The organism is Verrucosispora sp. CNZ293 (assembly GCF_002754655.1).
On record NZ_PEFR01000001.1, the window covers coordinates 4,891,164 to 4,906,233 of the forward strand.

Annotated in this window: 16 protein-coding genes and 1 pseudogene; 10 read left to right on the forward strand and 7 right to left on the reverse strand. The window is 71.5% G+C overall.

What is annotated here, in order from left to right; genetic code table 11:
- Positions 1 to 15: 15 nt before the first annotated feature.
- The 5 genes from CLT74_RS22365 to CLT74_RS22385 all read right to left on the reverse strand — a co-directional run bounded on the left by CLT74_RS22365 (position 16) and on the right by CLT74_RS22385 (position 3,796).
- Positions 16 to 732: a CDP-alcohol phosphatidyltransferase family protein gene (locus tag CLT74_RS22365; protein ID WP_199172238.1), complete on the reverse strand. Its 717-nt coding sequence runs from the start codon at positions 730 to 732 to the stop codon at positions 16 to 18.
- A complete protein-coding gene (locus CLT74_RS22370; protein ID WP_099848560.1) occupies positions 716 to 1,783 on the reverse strand; it encodes an iron-containing alcohol dehydrogenase family protein in 1,068 nt (355 codons plus the stop codon). Before CLT74_RS22370 ends, CLT74_RS22365 begins: the two co-directional genes overlap by 17 nt.
- Complete coding sequence (locus CLT74_RS22375) at positions 1,771 to 2,502, reverse strand: phosphocholine cytidylyltransferase family protein (RefSeq protein ID WP_099848562.1); 732 nt, start codon at positions 2,500 to 2,502, stop codon at positions 1,771 to 1,773. Before CLT74_RS22375 ends, CLT74_RS22370 begins: the two co-directional genes overlap by 13 nt.
- 104 nt (positions 2,503 to 2,606) lie before the next feature.
- A complete protein-coding gene (locus tag CLT74_RS22380) occupies positions 2,607 to 3,350 on the reverse strand; it encodes a hypothetical protein (RefSeq protein ID WP_099848564.1) in 744 nt (247 codons plus the stop codon).
- The gene (locus CLT74_RS22385) at positions 3,347 to 3,796 is read right to left on the reverse strand and encodes an NUDIX domain-containing protein (RefSeq protein ID WP_199172239.1); all 450 of its coding nucleotides are present in this window, start codon (positions 3,794 to 3,796) and stop codon (positions 3,347 to 3,349) included. The genes CLT74_RS22380 and CLT74_RS22385 overlap by 4 nt, the downstream gene beginning before the upstream one ends.
- Positions 3,797 to 3,913: 117 nt before the next feature.
- Between CLT74_RS22385 and CLT74_RS22390 the strand changes: the two genes are divergently transcribed.
- The 3 genes from CLT74_RS22390 (at position 3,914) to corA (ending at position 7,140) form a co-directional block, all read left to right on the forward strand.
- Positions 3,914 to 4,306 (forward strand): CBS domain-containing protein, encoded by a 393-nt coding sequence (locus tag CLT74_RS22390; RefSeq protein WP_099848568.1) that lies wholly within the window; start codon positions 3,914 to 3,916, stop codon positions 4,304 to 4,306.
- A 249-nt stretch (positions 4,307 to 4,555) separates the two neighbouring features.
- Positions 4,556 to 5,650, forward strand: a complete 1,095-nt coding sequence (locus CLT74_RS22395; RefSeq protein ID WP_099848570.1) for an aminotransferase-like domain-containing protein — start codon at positions 4,556 to 4,558, stop codon at positions 5,648 to 5,650.
- A gap of 329 nt (positions 5,651 to 5,979) precedes the next feature.
- Entirely contained in the window at positions 5,980 to 7,140 is a 1,161-nt protein-coding gene (gene corA / locus CLT74_RS22400; RefSeq protein WP_099848572.1) for a magnesium/cobalt transporter CorA, read from the forward strand.
- Positions 7,141 to 7,279: 139 nt separating this feature from the next.
- On the opposite strand, the gene CLT74_RS22405 is transcribed toward corA, so the two are convergent.
- Positions 7,280 to 8,077 (reverse strand): hypothetical protein, encoded by a 798-nt coding sequence (locus tag CLT74_RS22405; RefSeq protein ID WP_099852618.1) that lies wholly within the window; start codon positions 8,075 to 8,077, stop codon positions 7,280 to 7,282.
- Positions 8,078 to 8,136: 59 nt separating this feature from the next.
- Here CLT74_RS22405 and CLT74_RS22410 point away from each other — a divergent pair, with 59 nt between their 5' ends.
- Complete coding sequence (locus CLT74_RS22410; protein WP_099848574.1) at positions 8,137 to 8,664, forward strand: peptidylprolyl isomerase; 528 nt, start codon at positions 8,137 to 8,139, stop codon at positions 8,662 to 8,664.
- Positions 8,665 to 8,855: 191 nt separating this feature from the next.
- Positions 8,856 to 9,767 carry a rhomboid family intramembrane serine protease gene (locus CLT74_RS22415; protein ID WP_099848576.1) on the forward strand — a complete coding sequence of 304 codons (912 nt, stop codon included), beginning with the start codon at positions 8,856 to 8,858 and terminating at the stop codon, positions 9,765 to 9,767.
- A gap of 79 nt (positions 9,768 to 9,846) precedes the next feature.
- Here CLT74_RS22415 and CLT74_RS22420 read toward each other — a convergent pair whose 3' ends face one another.
- The gene (locus tag CLT74_RS22420) at positions 9,847 to 10,290 is read right to left on the reverse strand and encodes a PH domain-containing protein (RefSeq protein ID WP_099848578.1); all 444 of its coding nucleotides are present in this window, start codon (positions 10,288 to 10,290) and stop codon (positions 9,847 to 9,849) included.
- Positions 10,291 to 10,414: 124 nt separating this feature from the next.
- Here CLT74_RS22420 and CLT74_RS22425 point away from each other — a divergent pair, with 124 nt between their 5' ends.
- From CLT74_RS22425 to CLT74_RS22445, 5 genes and pseudogenes are all read left to right on the forward strand, one after another.
- A complete protein-coding gene (locus tag CLT74_RS22425) occupies positions 10,415 to 11,587 on the forward strand; it encodes an acetyl-CoA C-acyltransferase (RefSeq protein ID WP_099848580.1) in 1,173 nt (390 codons plus the stop codon).
- 101 nt (positions 11,588 to 11,688) lie between these two features.
- Positions 11,689 to 12,198 carry a hypothetical protein gene (locus CLT74_RS22430; RefSeq protein ID WP_099848582.1) on the forward strand — a complete coding sequence of 170 codons (510 nt, stop codon included), beginning with the start codon at positions 11,689 to 11,691 and terminating at the stop codon, positions 12,196 to 12,198.
- A 70-nt stretch (positions 12,199 to 12,268) separates the two neighbouring features.
- Complete coding sequence (locus CLT74_RS22435) at positions 12,269 to 12,961, forward strand: response regulator transcription factor (protein WP_099848584.1); 693 nt, start codon at positions 12,269 to 12,271, stop codon at positions 12,959 to 12,961.
- Positions 12,954 to 14,341: pseudogene (locus CLT74_RS22440) on the forward strand (sensor histidine kinase). The gene CLT74_RS22435 and the pseudogene CLT74_RS22440 overlap by 8 nt, the downstream one beginning before the upstream one ends.
- 103 nt (positions 14,342 to 14,444) lie before the next feature.
- Positions 14,445 to 15,035, forward strand: a complete 591-nt coding sequence (locus CLT74_RS22445; RefSeq protein WP_099848586.1) for a hypothetical protein — start codon at positions 14,445 to 14,447, stop codon at positions 15,033 to 15,035.
- The last annotated feature ends 35 nt before the right edge of the window (positions 15,036 to 15,070 follow it).

Sequence of the window (15,070 nt, forward strand, 5' to 3'; positions counted from 1 at the left end):
AAGATCGACAACGGCTCAGTGGAGGGAGGCGCGGGCGGAGAAGGCGATGCTGGCCAGGAGGAAGCCGCCGTTGACTGCGGTGAAGGCGAGCATCACCCAGAGGGTGAGGGCTGGGGCCAGGGCCAGGACCAGGGCGGCCACGAAGATGACCGCGCCGTAGTCGCGGACCAGCTTGACCAGGCGTACCGGCAGACTGGTGGAGGTGACCATGCTGGCGGCGTTCGGACCGGACTGCATGACCGAGGTGACCAGGTTGACCATCCAGGTGCCGGCGAACGCCGCCACCAACCAGGTCGGCGTCTCCGGCTGCTGCGCCACGGCGGTGGCGGACAGGGCAGCGACCAGGGCGATCTGGGCGGCCACGTCACAGAGCACGTCGACCCGGGCACCGGCCGCGCTGCCCTGCCCGGTCACCCGGGCCAGCTGACCGTCGGCGCAGTCCAGGGCGTACGCGATCTGCCAGCCGACGAGCGCGACAAGCCCGACCACCGCTGCCGGCACGTCCCCGGCGGCGACCGGGCCGGCGAGTGCCACCACGGTGACCGAGGTGGCCAACCCGAGCAGCAGGTTGGTGATGGTAAGCGCGGTCGGCCGGAGCCCGAGACGCTGGGCGACGAGCGCGAAGACCGCGCCGATCCACTGGCTGACCGATTCGCTGAACAGGCCACCGCCCCGGTTCACCCGGTGGAAGTCGGCGACCGTGGGGTGGGACGGCTCAGCCAAGGTGCTCACGGAGGGCGTCAACGTAGTCTCCCAGCCGGGTACGAAGGTCATCGGCGGACAGCGCCAGGTGTTCGAGGATCGTGTAACGGTCGGGCCGGGTGTGCGGGGCGAAGGCCACCGCCTCGACGAACTGCTCGTCGGTGAGCCCGAGGTCGGCCGGTCGGGTGGACAGCCCGTGCCGGTGCAGGCAGCGGGCGAGCTGGCCGAAGCGTTCCAGGTCGCCCCGGACGAAGGTGCAGAACAGCGCGCCCAGCCCGACCTGCTCCCCGTGCGAGGCGGTGCCGGGGAAGAGGCGGTCGATGGCGTGCGAGATCTCGTGGTCACCGCCGCTCGCCGGCCGGCTGGAACCACAGATCGACATCGAGATGCCGCCCAGGATCAGCGCCTCGGCGAGGGTGGTCAGGAACCCGTCGTCGGTGATCTTTCCGGGATGGTTGACCAACGCCTCCGCCCCGGTGCGGGCCAGCGTCACGGCCAGGCCGTCGATCGGCTCGCCACGAACCTCGTGGGCCAGCTGCCAGTCGGCGCAGGCGCTGAGGTTGCTCACCGCGTCGCCGATGCCGGCCTGGGTCTGCCGGTCCGGTCCGTTCTCCACGAAGTCGAGATCGACAAGTACGGCGATCGGGATGTGCACCCCGTACGAGCCTTTGCCGCCCTCGTGGGTCAGCGACGCCACCGGAGATGCGATCCCGTCGTTGGCGAGGCTTGTCGCCACGGTGACCATCGGGATGCCGTAGCGGGTGGCGGCGTACTTGGCGGTGTCGATCGTCTTGCCGCCGCCGATCCCGACGACCGCGTCGTAGTTGCGGCGGCGCAACTGGTCGCCGAGCTCGTTGGCGGAGTCGACACTGCCGCCGGCGACGGTGAACACGTCGGCCGACCCGAGCGACGGCCGACACAGCTCAACGATCTTCTCGCCCTGACCGGGGCCGACCACCACCGCGACGTCGCCGCCGCTGGAGATCCGGCGGTCGGCCAGCAGCGTGCCGAGGTCGGCCACCGCGCCCCGGCGGACCTCGATCGACAGCGGCGTCGCGACGGTACGGGCTAGTAGCGGCACGCGATCTCCCGGGCCCGGGTCAGGTCGGCGTGGTTGTCGACCTCGACCCATGCCACGTCACCGATCGGCGCGGCCCGGACCTCGCCGCCCCGGTCGGCGAACTCCTGGTACCCGTCCTCGTAGTACAGGTTCGGGTCGCGTCGCCAGGTCGCCTCCAGGGCGTCGGCGAGCGCGTCGGCCACCTGAGGCTCGATGAGAGTGGCCCCGATGTACTCGCCGTACGCCTCGCCCGGGTCCATCAGCTTGGTGATCCGGGTCAGCTGGCCGGCGGCGTCGAAGGTGGTCTTCATCTCCTCCTCGGCCAGCGGCTTGAGGGTGTCGATCGCCAGCAGCACGCCGGGCCCCCGCTCGGCCAGCAGGGTCTTCTCGATGCTCACCGGGTGCACAGTGTCCCCGTTGACAAGCAGGACGCCCCGGGAGAACCAGTCACGCGCCAACCAGAGGGAGTACGCGTTGTTCCACTCCTCGGCCTTGTCGTTGGGGACCAGGGTGATCGTGACGCCGTACCGGCGCTCCAGGTCGGCCTGCCGTTCCCGGACCGCCTCCGCCGCGTAGCCGACCACCACCACGACCTCGGTGAGCCCCACCTCGGCCAGGTTGCGCAGCGCGATGTCGAGGATGGTGATCTCGCCATCCACCGGCACCAGCGCCTTGGGCAGCGTGTCGGTGTACGGGCGCAACCGGCGGCCGGCGCCAGCTGCCAGCACCATTCCGACCATGCCGACATCAGTTTCTGTTCTCGCGGCGTTCACCGAAGGAGGATAGCGCCGCCCGGGACAGCGCTGCGCCCGGTCAGTCGGCCAGCAGCCGGCGGGAGCATCGGTCAGCCGGGCAGCGCCGCCAGGTCGGCGAGCATCGTCAGCCGCTCCTCGGCGGTCAGCACGGCGTACGGCCCGGCCGCTCGGCGGTCGGTCTCCAGCTCGATGGCCTGGCGCTGCGGCCCGTCGGGCAGTGCCACGATGCTCGTCGCGGTGTGCCCGGCGGCCTGCCAGGCGTCGGCGTGCGCGTCGGCACGGTGGTACCGCAGGGCGCCGAGCCGGTTGAGCAGCAGCACACCGGGTGGGGTGCCGTCCGGCTCGTACGGGGGCGCCACCGCGTGGAACGCCCGGCCACCGTGCGCGACGGCCAGCAGCCGGCCGGCGACCTGCACCAGTCGCCGTACCCGGTCGTGGTGGCCGGCCCACAGCTCCTCGGTCACCTCGGCGTGCACCTGGTACAGCTCGGCGAGGAACGCCGTGCCCCGCTCGGTGGCGGTCAGCCCGCCGTCCGGCTGGCGGTGGATCATGCCGTACGCGACATGCCGGTCAAGACTGCGCCGGCAGGCGACCGGGTCGCGGTAGCGGGTCAGCGCGGCGAACCCCGTGCCGTCGACAGTGCCACCGGCTGCGGCCAGCCGGGTGCGCAGTTCCACCAGGAAGCCGGTGGCCGGCGGCCCGCCGTACCGCTGGCTCAGCTCGGCTCCGCCGCCGTGCCGACCGGCCTGCATGGCCGCGATGAAGACCCGGTCCACGGCGGGTGCCACCAACGCCGCGTACCGGTGCGGAGAAAGGCCGACCGTGTCGCTCACGAACCGATGGACCGCAGCACGGCGAAGGCCCGCTCGGCGAGGTGCCGGACCAGCCCGTCGTTGACGTCACGGTGCTCGTCGAGCAGGTCGAGGTCGTCGGGGCCGAGCCAGCGGTACTCGGTGTGCTTGCCCTCCTCCAGCACGGGTGCCGCCAGGTCTCCGTCGACCCGGACCAGCCAGTCGCTCTCGATCCGGGCCAGCCCGTCGTCGCCGACGTACTGGTACTCACCGACCTCTGCGAGCACCTCGGACACCCGCCAGCCGGTCTCCTCGGTGACCTCCCGGTGCAGCGCCTCGGTCACCGACTCGCCCGGTTCGAGGTGTCCGCCGACGATGTCCCAACAGTTGGGGAAGAGCCGCCGGTGCGGCGAGCGGCGTTGGAAGAACAGGCGTCCGTCGGGGGCGACGATCAGCGCTCCCGCGCAGCGCAGCGGCTCGGTGGACACGCCAAGAACAGTAGCCGCGACCGTCCCGCCGCGACGATGTCCGGTCTTGTCCTGGAAACCTACGGGGCTCACCATTGCGGGTAACCGGGTGCAGCCGTCCCAAAGGGGTGATGTGTCATGCAGGTTCGGGAAGCCATGTCCAGTGAGATCCTCGTGGTCGGTCCGGAGCACACGCTCCGCCAGGCGGCGCGGATGATGTCGGAACGCGGCATCGGGTCGGCGGTGGTGATCGACCCGGATTCCGAGGGCATCGGGATCATGACCGAGCGCGACGTGCTCAACGCGATAGGAGCTGGTCTTGACTGCGATGTCGAACGGACCGGGGCCCACCTGACCTGGGACGTCGTCTACGCGGGACCGGAGTGGACGATCGAGGAAGCGGCGGCGGCGATGGCCCGGGGCGGCTTCCGGCACCTCGTGGTGCTCGATGGTCGTGAGGTCGCCGGCGTCATCTCCGTACGCGACATCATGCGGGTGTGGGCGGCCAACCGGATGGTCGGCACCGGCTGACCACGTCGGGTCGGGCGGGCTGGCCAGCGGGTGATGCCCCGCTGCCAGCGCGGCCCGATCGTGCCCACACCGGGGAGGCGTGGGACGTGGCGCGGACCCGTTGATCCCGTCGCCCGGCCTGAGCTGTCGCACAGCCGGTGCGAGCGGGCCGGCCATCGGAGGGCCCGTTCACCCGACCCGGTGGCTCAGGATGCGGACATCGCCGTGCCGTCCGCGTACGGCACACCACCGCCCGTACGCTGAACAGCCATGACCGCCGAGCAGCTGATCTCCTTCGCCCGTGGCGCCCCCTCGTTGGACATCGTCGATGTCGAGGGGCTCAAGGCCGCCGCCGTCCGCGCCTTCGACGCCGATCCCGCCGGGGTGACCGCGTACGGCACCTCCGTCGGTTACGTCCCGCTCCGCCGGTGGATCGCCGAGAAGCACGGCGTCGAGGCGGAGCAGGTACTGGTCACCAATGGCTCGTTGCAGGCCGACGCCTTTCTCTTCGATCACCTGGTCCGTCCCGGTGACTCGGTGGTGGTGGAGCGTCCCACCTACGACCGGACCCTGCTCAACCTGCGGAACATGGGCAGTGAGCTGCACGGCGTCACCATCCAACCGGACGGTCTGGACACTGCCGAGCTGCGCAAGCTGCTGGAGTCCGGGGTGCGCCCCCGGCTGGCCCACGTCATCCCGAACTACCAGAATCCGGCCGGTGTGACGCTGTCCCTGGAGAAGCGTCGCGAGCTGCTCGACCTGGCCGCGGAGTTCGGTTTCACGATCTTCGAGGACGACCCGTACGCGGACATCAGGTTCCGGGGCGAGGCGCTGCCGTCGATGCTGTCGATGGACACCCGCGACGTGGTGGTGCACGCCTCCAGCTTCACCAAGACCGTATGCCCCGGGGTCCGGGTGGGATACCTGGTCGGCCCGGCGGACCTGATCGGCGACATCGCGAAGCGGGCGACGAGCCTCTACATCTCTCCCGGGATGGTGTCGCAGGCCATCGTGCACCAGTTCTGTGTGTCGGGGGACATCGGGCGTTCGATCGAGACGGTCCGGGCGGCCCTCGGCGAGCGCGCCACGGTGCTCGCCGAGTCGCTGCGCCGGCACATTCCGGAGGCCCGGTTCGTGGAGCCGGACGGCGGCTACTTCCTCTGGGTCGAGTTGCCGACGGACGTCGAGGTCGACCGGCTCGCCCCGGCGGCGGCGGAGCGCGGCGTCGCGGTGGTCAAGGGCAGCGATTTCGTGGTCGACGGTGGTCGGCACGCGTTGCGGTTGGCCTTCTCGGCGGTGACCGCGGATCGGATCGACGAGGGCGTTCGCCGGCTGGCCGAGGCGATGACTGCGGTGCGGGGCTGAAATTCTGTCGGCTTTCCGACAGAACGGCGATACCGGCCGGCCCAGGTCTCCCGCTGGAGCGACCAGGGGCCCACAATGCTGCGAGCGTCACTCACCACGCGTACCGGAAGTCGGGGCGGCCGTCACGATTTCGGTACCGGTGCGGCCCGGCCGACCACGCGCTTGAGTGACGCGGCCAGCACAACCCCCCGCCCCCACGGCGCCGGGCGGGCCGGATCGCCCCTTCACCCCCCCGATGCGGTCCGGTCCGTCCGGCGCCACCCCTGCCGCCCGGCCATGATCGCTGCGGCGGCGTAACCTGCAAGCCGCAGCCGGCGGGGGAGGGCGTGATGACGGAGCGGACGCAGCGTCCGGCCACCGAAGGTGACCGGACCGCGAGCGCCAACGGCGGCCGTACCCTGCGCCCCCGGAACTGGTCGCCCATGCGGGCCGTGACGCGTCGACTCAGCCCGGACGGATCGCAGCCCGGGCGGACACCGGCCGACGAGCGCCGCAGCTCGGTGGTCGACTGCGCGCTCTACCTCGACGGTCAGCGGCAGGCCGGCGACTGGGACTACGCCGACGCGCTGGCTGCGGCCCGCGGCGTCGAGTCAGGTTTCGTGTGGCTCGGCCTGCACGAGCCGGAGCTCGCCGAGATGACCGCTATCGCCACCACCTACGGGCTGCACGAGTTGGCGGTCGAGGACGCGGTGAAGGCCGAGCAGCGTCCGAAGCTGGAACGTTTCGGCGAGGTCAGCTTCCTGGTGCTGCGCACCGCCCGGTACTGCGAGCACACCGAGCTGACGGAGAACTCGGAGGTGGTGGAGACCGGGCAGGTGATGCTCTTCATCGGTCCGCAGTTCGTGATCAGTGTCCGGCACGGCGACGCCTGCCGGCTGACACCCGTACGCGAGGAGTTGGAAGCTCGGCGGGAACTGCTGCTCAACGGCCCCTGGGCCGTCGCGTACGCGATCACCGACCGGGTCGTCGATCTCTACCTGGAGGTCGCCGACCAGCTCGAGGACGACATGGACGTGCTGGAGACGGAGGTGTTCGACCGCCAGACCAGCGGCCGGATCCAGCGGATCTACCAGATGAAGCGGGAACTCGTCGAGTTCAAGCGCGCCGTGATGCCGCTGCAGCGCCCGCTGCTGTCGCTGACCACCCAGATGAACCGGGACGTGCCCAAGGAGGTACGCCGCTACTTCCGGGACGTGCAGGACCACCTCAGCCGCACCGTCGAGCAGGTGAACTCCTACGACGACCTGCTGAACTCGATCCTCCAGGCGCGGCTGGCGCAGGTGACCGTCGACCAGAACAACGACATGCGCAAGATCGCCGCGTGGGCTGCCATCGCCGCGGTGTGGACGGCGATAGCCGGCGTGTACGGCATGAACTTCGATTTCATGCCGGAGCTGAAGTGGACCTACGGCTATCCAGGGGTGCTGGCCCTGATGCTCGCCACGTCCCTGGCCCTCTACCGCTGGTTCCGCCGCAACGACTGGCTCTGACCCACACCCGCCCCCCGCTGAACCGTCCGCCGGGGGTGTCTGCGTCGACCATGAAGTTGTTGCCGCGCTCACCGGCGTGTCGCGGCAACAACTTCATGATCAACCTCAGCGGGGGTGGGGGACGGAAGGGCTGGGGCCGTCAGGCGCGGGTGTTGGACTTGTTGTTGGTGGCCTTGCTGAGGTCGTCGGCGGGGCGGCCGGTGGTGGTGCGGGCACCCTCGGCGACCGAGGGGACCTTGCCGGTGGGGGTGACCGTGGACGGCGCGGTCGCGGTGGGGGTGGTGGAGGCGCTGTCGCCACCGGCCACCGCCGAGCTGCCCGCTCCGGTCGAGACCTTGCCGGCGCCGGCCGGGCCGGACGTACGCACCTCGATGGTCTCCACCTCCTCGTGCATCGGCTCAAGCGCGGCACCCGCGTCGTACTCGGCCCACTCCTGCTGCTCGCGGTGCCGCCGCAGGGCCATCGCACCGGCCAGTCCGGCCACCACGCCGGCGGCCAGCAGGCCCACCATGGTCCCGCTCCGGCGGGACTTCTTCTTCGCCTTCATCTTCTTCGCCTTCCTACTGACCGCGGCCTGCTTGGCAACTGCGGCCTTCTTCCCCTTGGCGGCCCGATCGGCCGCGTCGGACTGCGCATGACGGACGGCCAGCGCGAGCGGCGCGAGAGCTGCGGCCGTCGTCGCGAGGCCGCTCGATGCCCGGTCCCGGACAACGACGGCGGTCGGTGCCACAGCGCCGCGGGCTGCCTGGAATCGTGGGCCGACCGTGTCGCCGGCTCCCCTCGCGGCGTGCGTGGCGGCCTGCCTCAGGTGACCGATGCTGCGGTTCAGTTCGGCCCGGGCCAGTTGCGCCTGGGTCTTTCGCCGCCAAGTTCCAAACACGGTCCCACCTCCTGGGAGTTGCTCTGTCTCATCCTCCACCTTCGGATGCCTCCGCATGTCGAGATCGGGCACATGGGAGGATCCGCATGGAACTGACCAACGAGTGAGGAGTACCCGTGGCCGAGGCTGTCTACGCCACCCTGCACACCAATGCCGGCCCGATCCGGCTGGAGCTCTTCGGCAACCACGCCCCGAAGACCGTCCGCAACTTCGTCGAGTTGGCCGAGGGCACCCGTGAGTACACCGACCCGCGCACCGGCCAGCCGGGCAACGGCCCGTACTACGACGGCACCATCTCGCACCGGGTGATCAGCGGCTTCATGGTCCAGATGGGCGACCCGACCGGGACCGGCCGGGGCGGACCGGGCTACACCTTCGCCGACGAGTTCCACCCCGAGCTGCGCTTCGACCGGCCGTACCTGCTGGCGATGGCGAACGCCGGGCCCGGCACCAACGGCTCGCAGTTCTTCATCACCGTCTCGCCGACGCCGCACCTGAACAACCGGCACACCATCTTCGGTCAGGTGGCCGACGAGCAGTCCGCGAAGATCGTCGAGGCGATCGCGAACACGCCGACCGGCCCCAGCGACCGGCCGCTGCAGGACGTCGTCATCGAGCGCGTCGAGATCGAGCGTTCCGCCTGACCTGGCGCCCGGGACCGGCGTCACGCGGACGGCGGCGGGGCCAGGCGACAACCGCCACCGTTGGTGATCGGTCCGGACACCGATGTCGTGTCCGGACCGATCACCGGCCGGGGCACGCCTCGACCCGCCTGAGTGGTGGCTCGGGGTACCTTTGCTCGCATGACTGAGCGCTCGGGCATCTGGGGCCAGCGATGAGCGAGTCCCCGCCGACCACGCCGGCCTGCTACCGCCACCCCGGACGGGAGACGTACGTCCGCTGCACCCGGTGCGACAGGTCGATCTGCCCGGACTGCATGAACGAAGCCTCGGTCGGATTCCAGTGCCCGGAGTGCGTGTCGGAGGGCCGCCGCAGCGTACGGCCGGCGCGTACCGCCTTCGGTGGCGGTGTCGTCGGCCGACACGGCTACGTGACCAAGACCCTGATCGCCCTCAACCTGCTGGTGATGCTGGTCTCGATCGCCTCCGACCGGGGCGGGGACGCGGCGGCCGGCGGCAACGGTTTCGGCGGGCTGATGGGCGGCAGCACCCCGTTGACCGAGTGGGGTGCGGTGCTGGGTCGGGCGATGTTCCTCGACGGCACCGTCGGCGGTGTCGCCGAGGGCCAGTGGTACCGCCTGATCACCGCGATGTTCCTGCACTACGGCGTGGTGCACCTGCTGCTGAACATGTGGGCGCTGTGGGTGCTCGGCCGCTCGCTGGAGGCGGTGCTCGGGCCGCTGCGTTTCGCCGCGCTCTACTTCATCGCCGGCTTCGGCGGCAACGTCGCGGTCTACGTGTTCAGCGCGCCCAACCAGATGTCGGCGGGAGCGTCGACCGCCATCTTCGGCCTCTTCGCGGCGATCTTCGTGATCATGCGACGGCTGGGGCGGGACACCTCGGCCATCCTGCCCATCCTGGTGATCAACCTGATCTTCACCTTCACCGTGCCGCAGATCTCGATCGCCGGTCACCTCGGTGGCCTGGTGTTCGGCGCGTTGATGGCCCTGGTGCTGGCCTACGCGCCGCGCTCGCGCCGGACACTCGTGCAGTTCGGCGGTGGCGCGATCATCGTGGTGGTGCTGCTCGGGATGGCCCTGGTCCGGACCGCCGCGCTGCTGGGCTGACCGCCGTCGACACCTGCCACGCTTGACGGGCGGTCACGTCACCCGGGTCGGGCGGGGATCAACTGGTGTCGGGCGGGGATCAGCTGGTGCCGTCGGGCTTCCCCGCCCGGGCGGCGTACAACGCGTCGGCGACCTCGGCCGGATCGGCACCGAGATCGAGCCGGCTGAACAGGTGCAGTGACTCGCCCGCGTCGATCTCCAGCGTCGGCCCGGCGAGCCCGCGCCCGGACCGGCGTTGCACCTCGATGGTCTGCACCGCCGGCCAGGGCAGGTGCCGTCGGCTCAGCAGCCCGGCCGGCACGGTGATGCCTGTCGCGTCCACCGCCAGCCGGACCGGTGCGACCAGGTCCCGCAGGGCCCACGCGGTGAGGATCGCCGCGGCCAACCCGCCGAGCACCGGCCGGAGCGGGTCGCCCTCGGCGAGCAGAATCCCCAGGGCGAGCAGGGCCGCTGCCGCAGCCAGTTTGAGCACCGGGAGGGCCGGGGGCACCCGCCACTGCTGTGCGATCGTGTCGTACGCCACCGCTCCAGCATGCCAGCGCCGCCGCGTAGTGGCAGCCACCCGGAAGTGCCGACGAGGCGGGGGCGGGGCGGTCGGCCCGGGTGGGCGTAGGATCGGGAGCAGCCCAAGTTACCGGGGAGTAGACATGAGTGACGCGGTTATCGTCGGCGCGGTGCGCACCCCGGTCGGGCGGCGCAAGGGCAGCCTGGCCACGGTGCACCCGGTGGATCTGTCCGCGCACGTGCTGCGCGCCCTCGCCGAACGCACCGGAATCGATCCGGCCCAGGTGGACGACGTGATCTGGGGCTGCGTCTCCCAGGTCGGCGAGCAGTCGTGGAACGTCGCCCGGAACGCCGTACTGGCCGCCGGCTGGCCCGAGTCGGTGCCCGGCACCACGCTGGACCGGCAGTGCGGGTCCAGCCAGCAGGCCCTGCACTTCGCCGCGGCCACCGTGCTCTCCGGGCAGGCGGACCTGGTCGTCGCGGGGGGCGTGGAGTCGATGACCCGGGTGCCGATGGGCTCCAGTGTGGCCGGTGGAATGCCGTTCAGCGAGCAGATCCTGGCCCGCTACCGGGGGGTCGAGGGAGTCGCCGAGGACTCCCCGCTCCCCTTCAACCAGGGCGTCGGGGCGGAGCTGATCGCCCAGCGGTGGCGCCTGTCCCGCGCTCAGCTCGACGAGTTCGCGCTGGCCAGCCACGAGAAGGCCGCCGCCGCGCAGGACGCGGGCGCGTTCGAGGCGGAACTCGCCCCGGTGGCGCTCGCCGACGGCGGCAAGTTCGCGCTGGACGAGGGCATCCGGCGGGACACCTCGCTGGAGAAGCTGAGCGAGCTGCCCACTCCGTTCCGCCCCGACGGTGTGGTCACCGCCGGTTCGGCCTCGCAGATCTCCGACGGTGCCGCCGCACTCGCGGTCACCACGAGCGAGTGGGCCAGCCGGCACGGGCTGCGTCCGCTGGCCCGTATCCACACCGCCGTGGTGGCGGCCGACGACCCGGTCGCCATGCTCACCGCGCCGATCCCGGCGACCGCGAAGGCGCTGCGCCGCGCGGGGCTGGGCATCGAGGAGATCGGGGTGTACGAGGTGAACGAGGCGTTCGCCCCGGTACCGCTGGCCTGGTTGGCGGAGACCGAGGCGGACCCGGAGCGGCTCAATCCGCGCGGCGGAGCGATCGCCCTCGGCCATCCACTCGGCGGCTCCGGTGCCCGGATCATGACCACCATGCTCGCCCACATGCGCGACAACAACATCCGCTACGGCCTCCAGACCATGTGCGAAGGCGGCGGCATGGCCAACACCACAATCCTGGAACTCCTCTAACCCACCCCCACCCCAGCCGGAGGGGCGGTGGGCGGGGGTGGAAATTGCAGAAAGCATGTTCGTGGGCATGTCACGGTGCGAGCAGGGTCGTTGGGCAGGGCATGGACGTCTTCTCCCGAACGTTCCTTCCGGCCGCCGCCGAGGCCGGCCTGGCGGTGCAGACCGCCAGCCGGCACATGCCGGTGTTCCGTCGCTGCGTGGGCTCCGGCGACGCCACCATCCTGGTCACCCGGTGCAGCCGGCCCGACCGGCCGGTCGACGGGGAGTATCTGCTGCTGCTCACCCATCGGCGGCTCGTGGTCACCCGGCAGACCCGGGTGTTGCACCGGCTCCGCCTGCACCTCAACACGGAGCTGCGCGAGCTGAGCCACGTCACCTGGAGCCCCGACCCGCGACTGCACTGCGTGGAACTGGCCGCCACCGCGATCGACGGCATCCGGGAGCGCTTCCTGATCCGCACCCAGCAGCCGAAGCAGGTGTGGCAGCTGGACGCGTTGCTCAATCACGCCTTCCGCACCCGGGTACGCAGCGCACAGCCACGGATCGTGGCCACCGTCGCCGAAGCGCCCGCCGCCCGACCTGTCGCCTTCCGGCCCGTCGTGGCCCGCTGACCGGGTCTTCTTACCGAATCCGAACACAGCCTGACGCTGCCGGGTCCCGTCGATCGGCAATCATGGCCCAGTGACCACCGAGAACCCGCAACGCGGGCTGGTCCTCGTGGTGGAGGACGAACCGAGCATCGCCGACCTGGTCCGGCTCTACCTCAGCCGGGACGGTTTCGGCGTCCACGTCGAACGGGACGGCAGCGCCGGTCTCGCGGCGGCCCGCCGGTTGCGCCCCGTGGCCTGCGTACTCGACATCGCCCTGCCAGGGCTGCCCGGCACCGAGATCTGCCGCCGGTTGCGCGAGGCAGGTGACTGGACGCCTGTCATCTTCCTCACCGCGCGCGACGACGAGGTGGACCGCGTGGTCGGCCTGGAATTGGGGGCCGACGACTACGTCACCAAGCCGTTCAGCCCTCGCGAACTCGTGGCCCGGCTGCGGGCGGTGTTGCGCCGTGCCGCCGGCCCACCGGTCGGAGCTGGGCAGCCCGTCGTGCTCGGCCGGGTCACGGTCGACCCGGACCGCAGGTCGGTCACCGCCGACGGCGCCCAGGTGCAGCTCACCTCCACCGAGTTCGACCTGCTGGCCCACCTGATGAGCCGGCCTGGTCGGGTCTTCTCGCGGGAGGAGTTGCTGGCCGCCGTCTGGGGATACGCGGCGCACGCCGGCACCCGTACCGTCGACGTGCACGTGGCGCAGGTCCGGGCGAAGCTCGGCGCGGCCAGCGTGATCCGGACCCATCGAGGCGTCGGGTACGCCGCCGATGGCTGACCGTCCGGGCCGTACGCTCACCGCTCGTGCGGTGCTTGTGACCTGCGCGGTGGCGCTGGTGTCGGTGCTTGTCACCGCAGTGGTCGCGGTGCCGGTGGCGGTCCGGGCCGCCGAGCGGCGGGACCGGCAGGCGCTCGCCGCGCAGGCGCAGCTCGCCGCCGAGCTGCTGCGGGCGCGGCCCGGCCGGGTCCGTGAACTGGCCGGCGAGCGGTTGATCCGGCAACTCGGCAACCAGGGCACCACCATCTACCTGATCTCGGGCGGCGATGTCGACCGTGCCGGGTTACCTCCCCAGGTGGTGAACCGGGTGTCCAACGGCCGGAACGTCTCCGGCCGGCGGTTGGTCGACGGGAAACGGGCGTTGGTCGAGGGTCGGGCACTGCCCGGCGGCGACGGCGTGGTGCTTACCCGGCCGCTCGGTGCCGGAGTGTGGCGTCAGGTGCTGCGCGGCCTCTGGCTGCCGTTGCTCGCGGGGCTCGCCGCGGGCGCGGTCGCGGGCCTGCTGCTCGCCCGCCGGCTGGCCCGACCGATCCGCCGGGCGGCCCTCGTCGCGGCCCGGCTGCGGGCTGGCGACCGCACCGTCCGGGTGCCTGTCGAGTCGCCGGCCGAGGTGGCCGACCTGGCGTACGCGCTGAACGGGCTGGCTGCCGCGCTGGCCACGAGCGAGGGACGACAGCGGGAGTTCCTGCTCTCCGTCTCGCACGAACTGCGTACTCCGTTGACAGCGATCCGCGGCTACGCCGAGGCGCTTGCCGACGGGGTGGTCGAACCGTCGGCAGCGGCCGAGACCGGTCGGACCATGCTCGCCGAGGCGCAGCACCTGGACCGGCTGGTCGCCGACCTGCTCGCCCTGGCCCGCCTGGAGGCCGTCGACTTTCCGCTCGAACCGGTGCCGGTGGACCTTGCCGCGTTGGCCGCCGACGCCGGCCGGACCTGGGCAGACAGGTGCTCCTCGGTTGGGGTGACGTTCTCCACCGAGCTGCCGGGGCGGCCGGTGCCGGCGTACACCGACCCGGGGAGGATCCGGCAGGTGCTCGACGGCCTCCTGGAGAACGCGTTGCGGGTGGTGCCGCCGGGGGCACCTGTGGTGCTGGCGGTTCGGCCGGCCGGCACCGACCCGACCACCGGCGGGGTGGTCGAGGTCCGCGACGGTGGGCCGGGATTGACCGACGACGACCTGACCGTGGCCTTCGAGCGCGGCGCGCTGCACCAGCGCTACCGGGGGCTGCGCAAGGTCGGCAGTGGGCTCGGGCTCGCGCTCGCGGCCGGTCTGGTCCGCCGGCTCGGCGGTGAGATAACCGCCGGGCACGCTCCGGAGGGCGGGGCCGCGTTCACCATCCGGCTACCGGGAATCCTTACCTGACCCGTACCTCGACCTGACGGTCGGCTCATCCGGCTGGTCCAGGCTCGGGGCACGGATCCACGCCGGCCGTGACGCGGTACGACGAGATCCGGCAGACCAGCACCGACGAGAGGACGAGGTATGGCACGCAAGGGATCCTTCATCGCCACCGGCGCGCTGCTGGTGACTGTGGCGTTCGCCGCCGCCGGCTGCGGAGTGGGCCGGGCCGAGCGGGACGCGACGCGGGAGAGCGCCGTCGAAGTGGTCGCCGCGATGGGTGCGGAGGGCCAGGCACTTGCCGCGCTCGGTCTCGACCCGGCCGAGCTGGATCCCGACGCGACAGTGGCCACGCCGGCGGAGGCGACCCCGAGCGCCGGCACCAAGCGCCAGGAGCGGGCCGAGGAGTGGCGGAAGCGTAAGGCGGCCCGGGTGCTGCTGCGCCAGAACACGTTGCACGGCGAGGTGGTGGTCAAGACCAGGGACGGCGGTACGAAGACCGTCGCGGTGCAGCGCGGCGAGGTGACAGCCCTCGCCGATGACAAGATCACGGTCAAGTCGACCGACGGCTTCACCCGGACCTGGACCTTCACCGACGACCTGCGGGTGGTCGAACGGCGCAAGTCGATCGCGTCCACGGACATCAAGGTCGGCACCAAGCTGGGCGTGGCCGGTGCCCTGAACGGCGAGCAGGCGCAGGCCCGCCTGATCGTCGTTCCGTTCAACCAGAAGTGACAGTGGGCCCGCCGGGCGCGATGCGGTGATCAACA

Excerpts from the sequence above, each read along its gene's own strand:
- CLT74_RS22375 (WP_099848562.1), bottom strand. The coding sequence starts at position 2,502 with ATGGTCGGAATGGTGCTGGCAGCTGGCGCCGGCCGCCGGTTGCGCCCG.
- CLT74_RS22390 (WP_099848568.1), top strand. The coding sequence starts at position 3,914 with ATGCAGGTTCGGGAAGCCATGTCCAGTGAGATCCTCGTGGTCGGTCCG.
- CLT74_RS22395 (WP_099848570.1), top strand. The coding sequence starts at position 4,556 with ATGACCGCCGAGCAGCTGATCTCCTTCGCCCGTGGCGCCCCCTCGTTG.
- corA (WP_099848572.1), top strand. The coding sequence starts at position 5,980 with ATGACGGAGCGGACGCAGCGTCCGGCCACCGAAGGTGACCGGACCGCG.
- CLT74_RS22405 (WP_099852618.1), bottom strand. The coding sequence starts at position 8,077 with ATGCGGAGGCATCCGAAGGTGGAGGATGAGACAGAGCAACTCCCAGGA.
- CLT74_RS22415 (WP_099848576.1), top strand. The coding sequence starts at position 8,856 with ATGAGCGAGTCCCCGCCGACCACGCCGGCCTGCTACCGCCACCCCGGA.
- CLT74_RS22425 (WP_099848580.1), top strand. The coding sequence starts at position 10,415 with ATGAGTGACGCGGTTATCGTCGGCGCGGTGCGCACCCCGGTCGGGCGG.
- CLT74_RS22430 (WP_099848582.1), top strand. The coding sequence starts at position 11,689 with ATGGACGTCTTCTCCCGAACGTTCCTTCCGGCCGCCGCCGAGGCCGGC.
- CLT74_RS22445 (WP_099848586.1), top strand. The coding sequence starts at position 14,445 with ATGGCACGCAAGGGATCCTTCATCGCCACCGGCGCGCTGCTGGTGACT.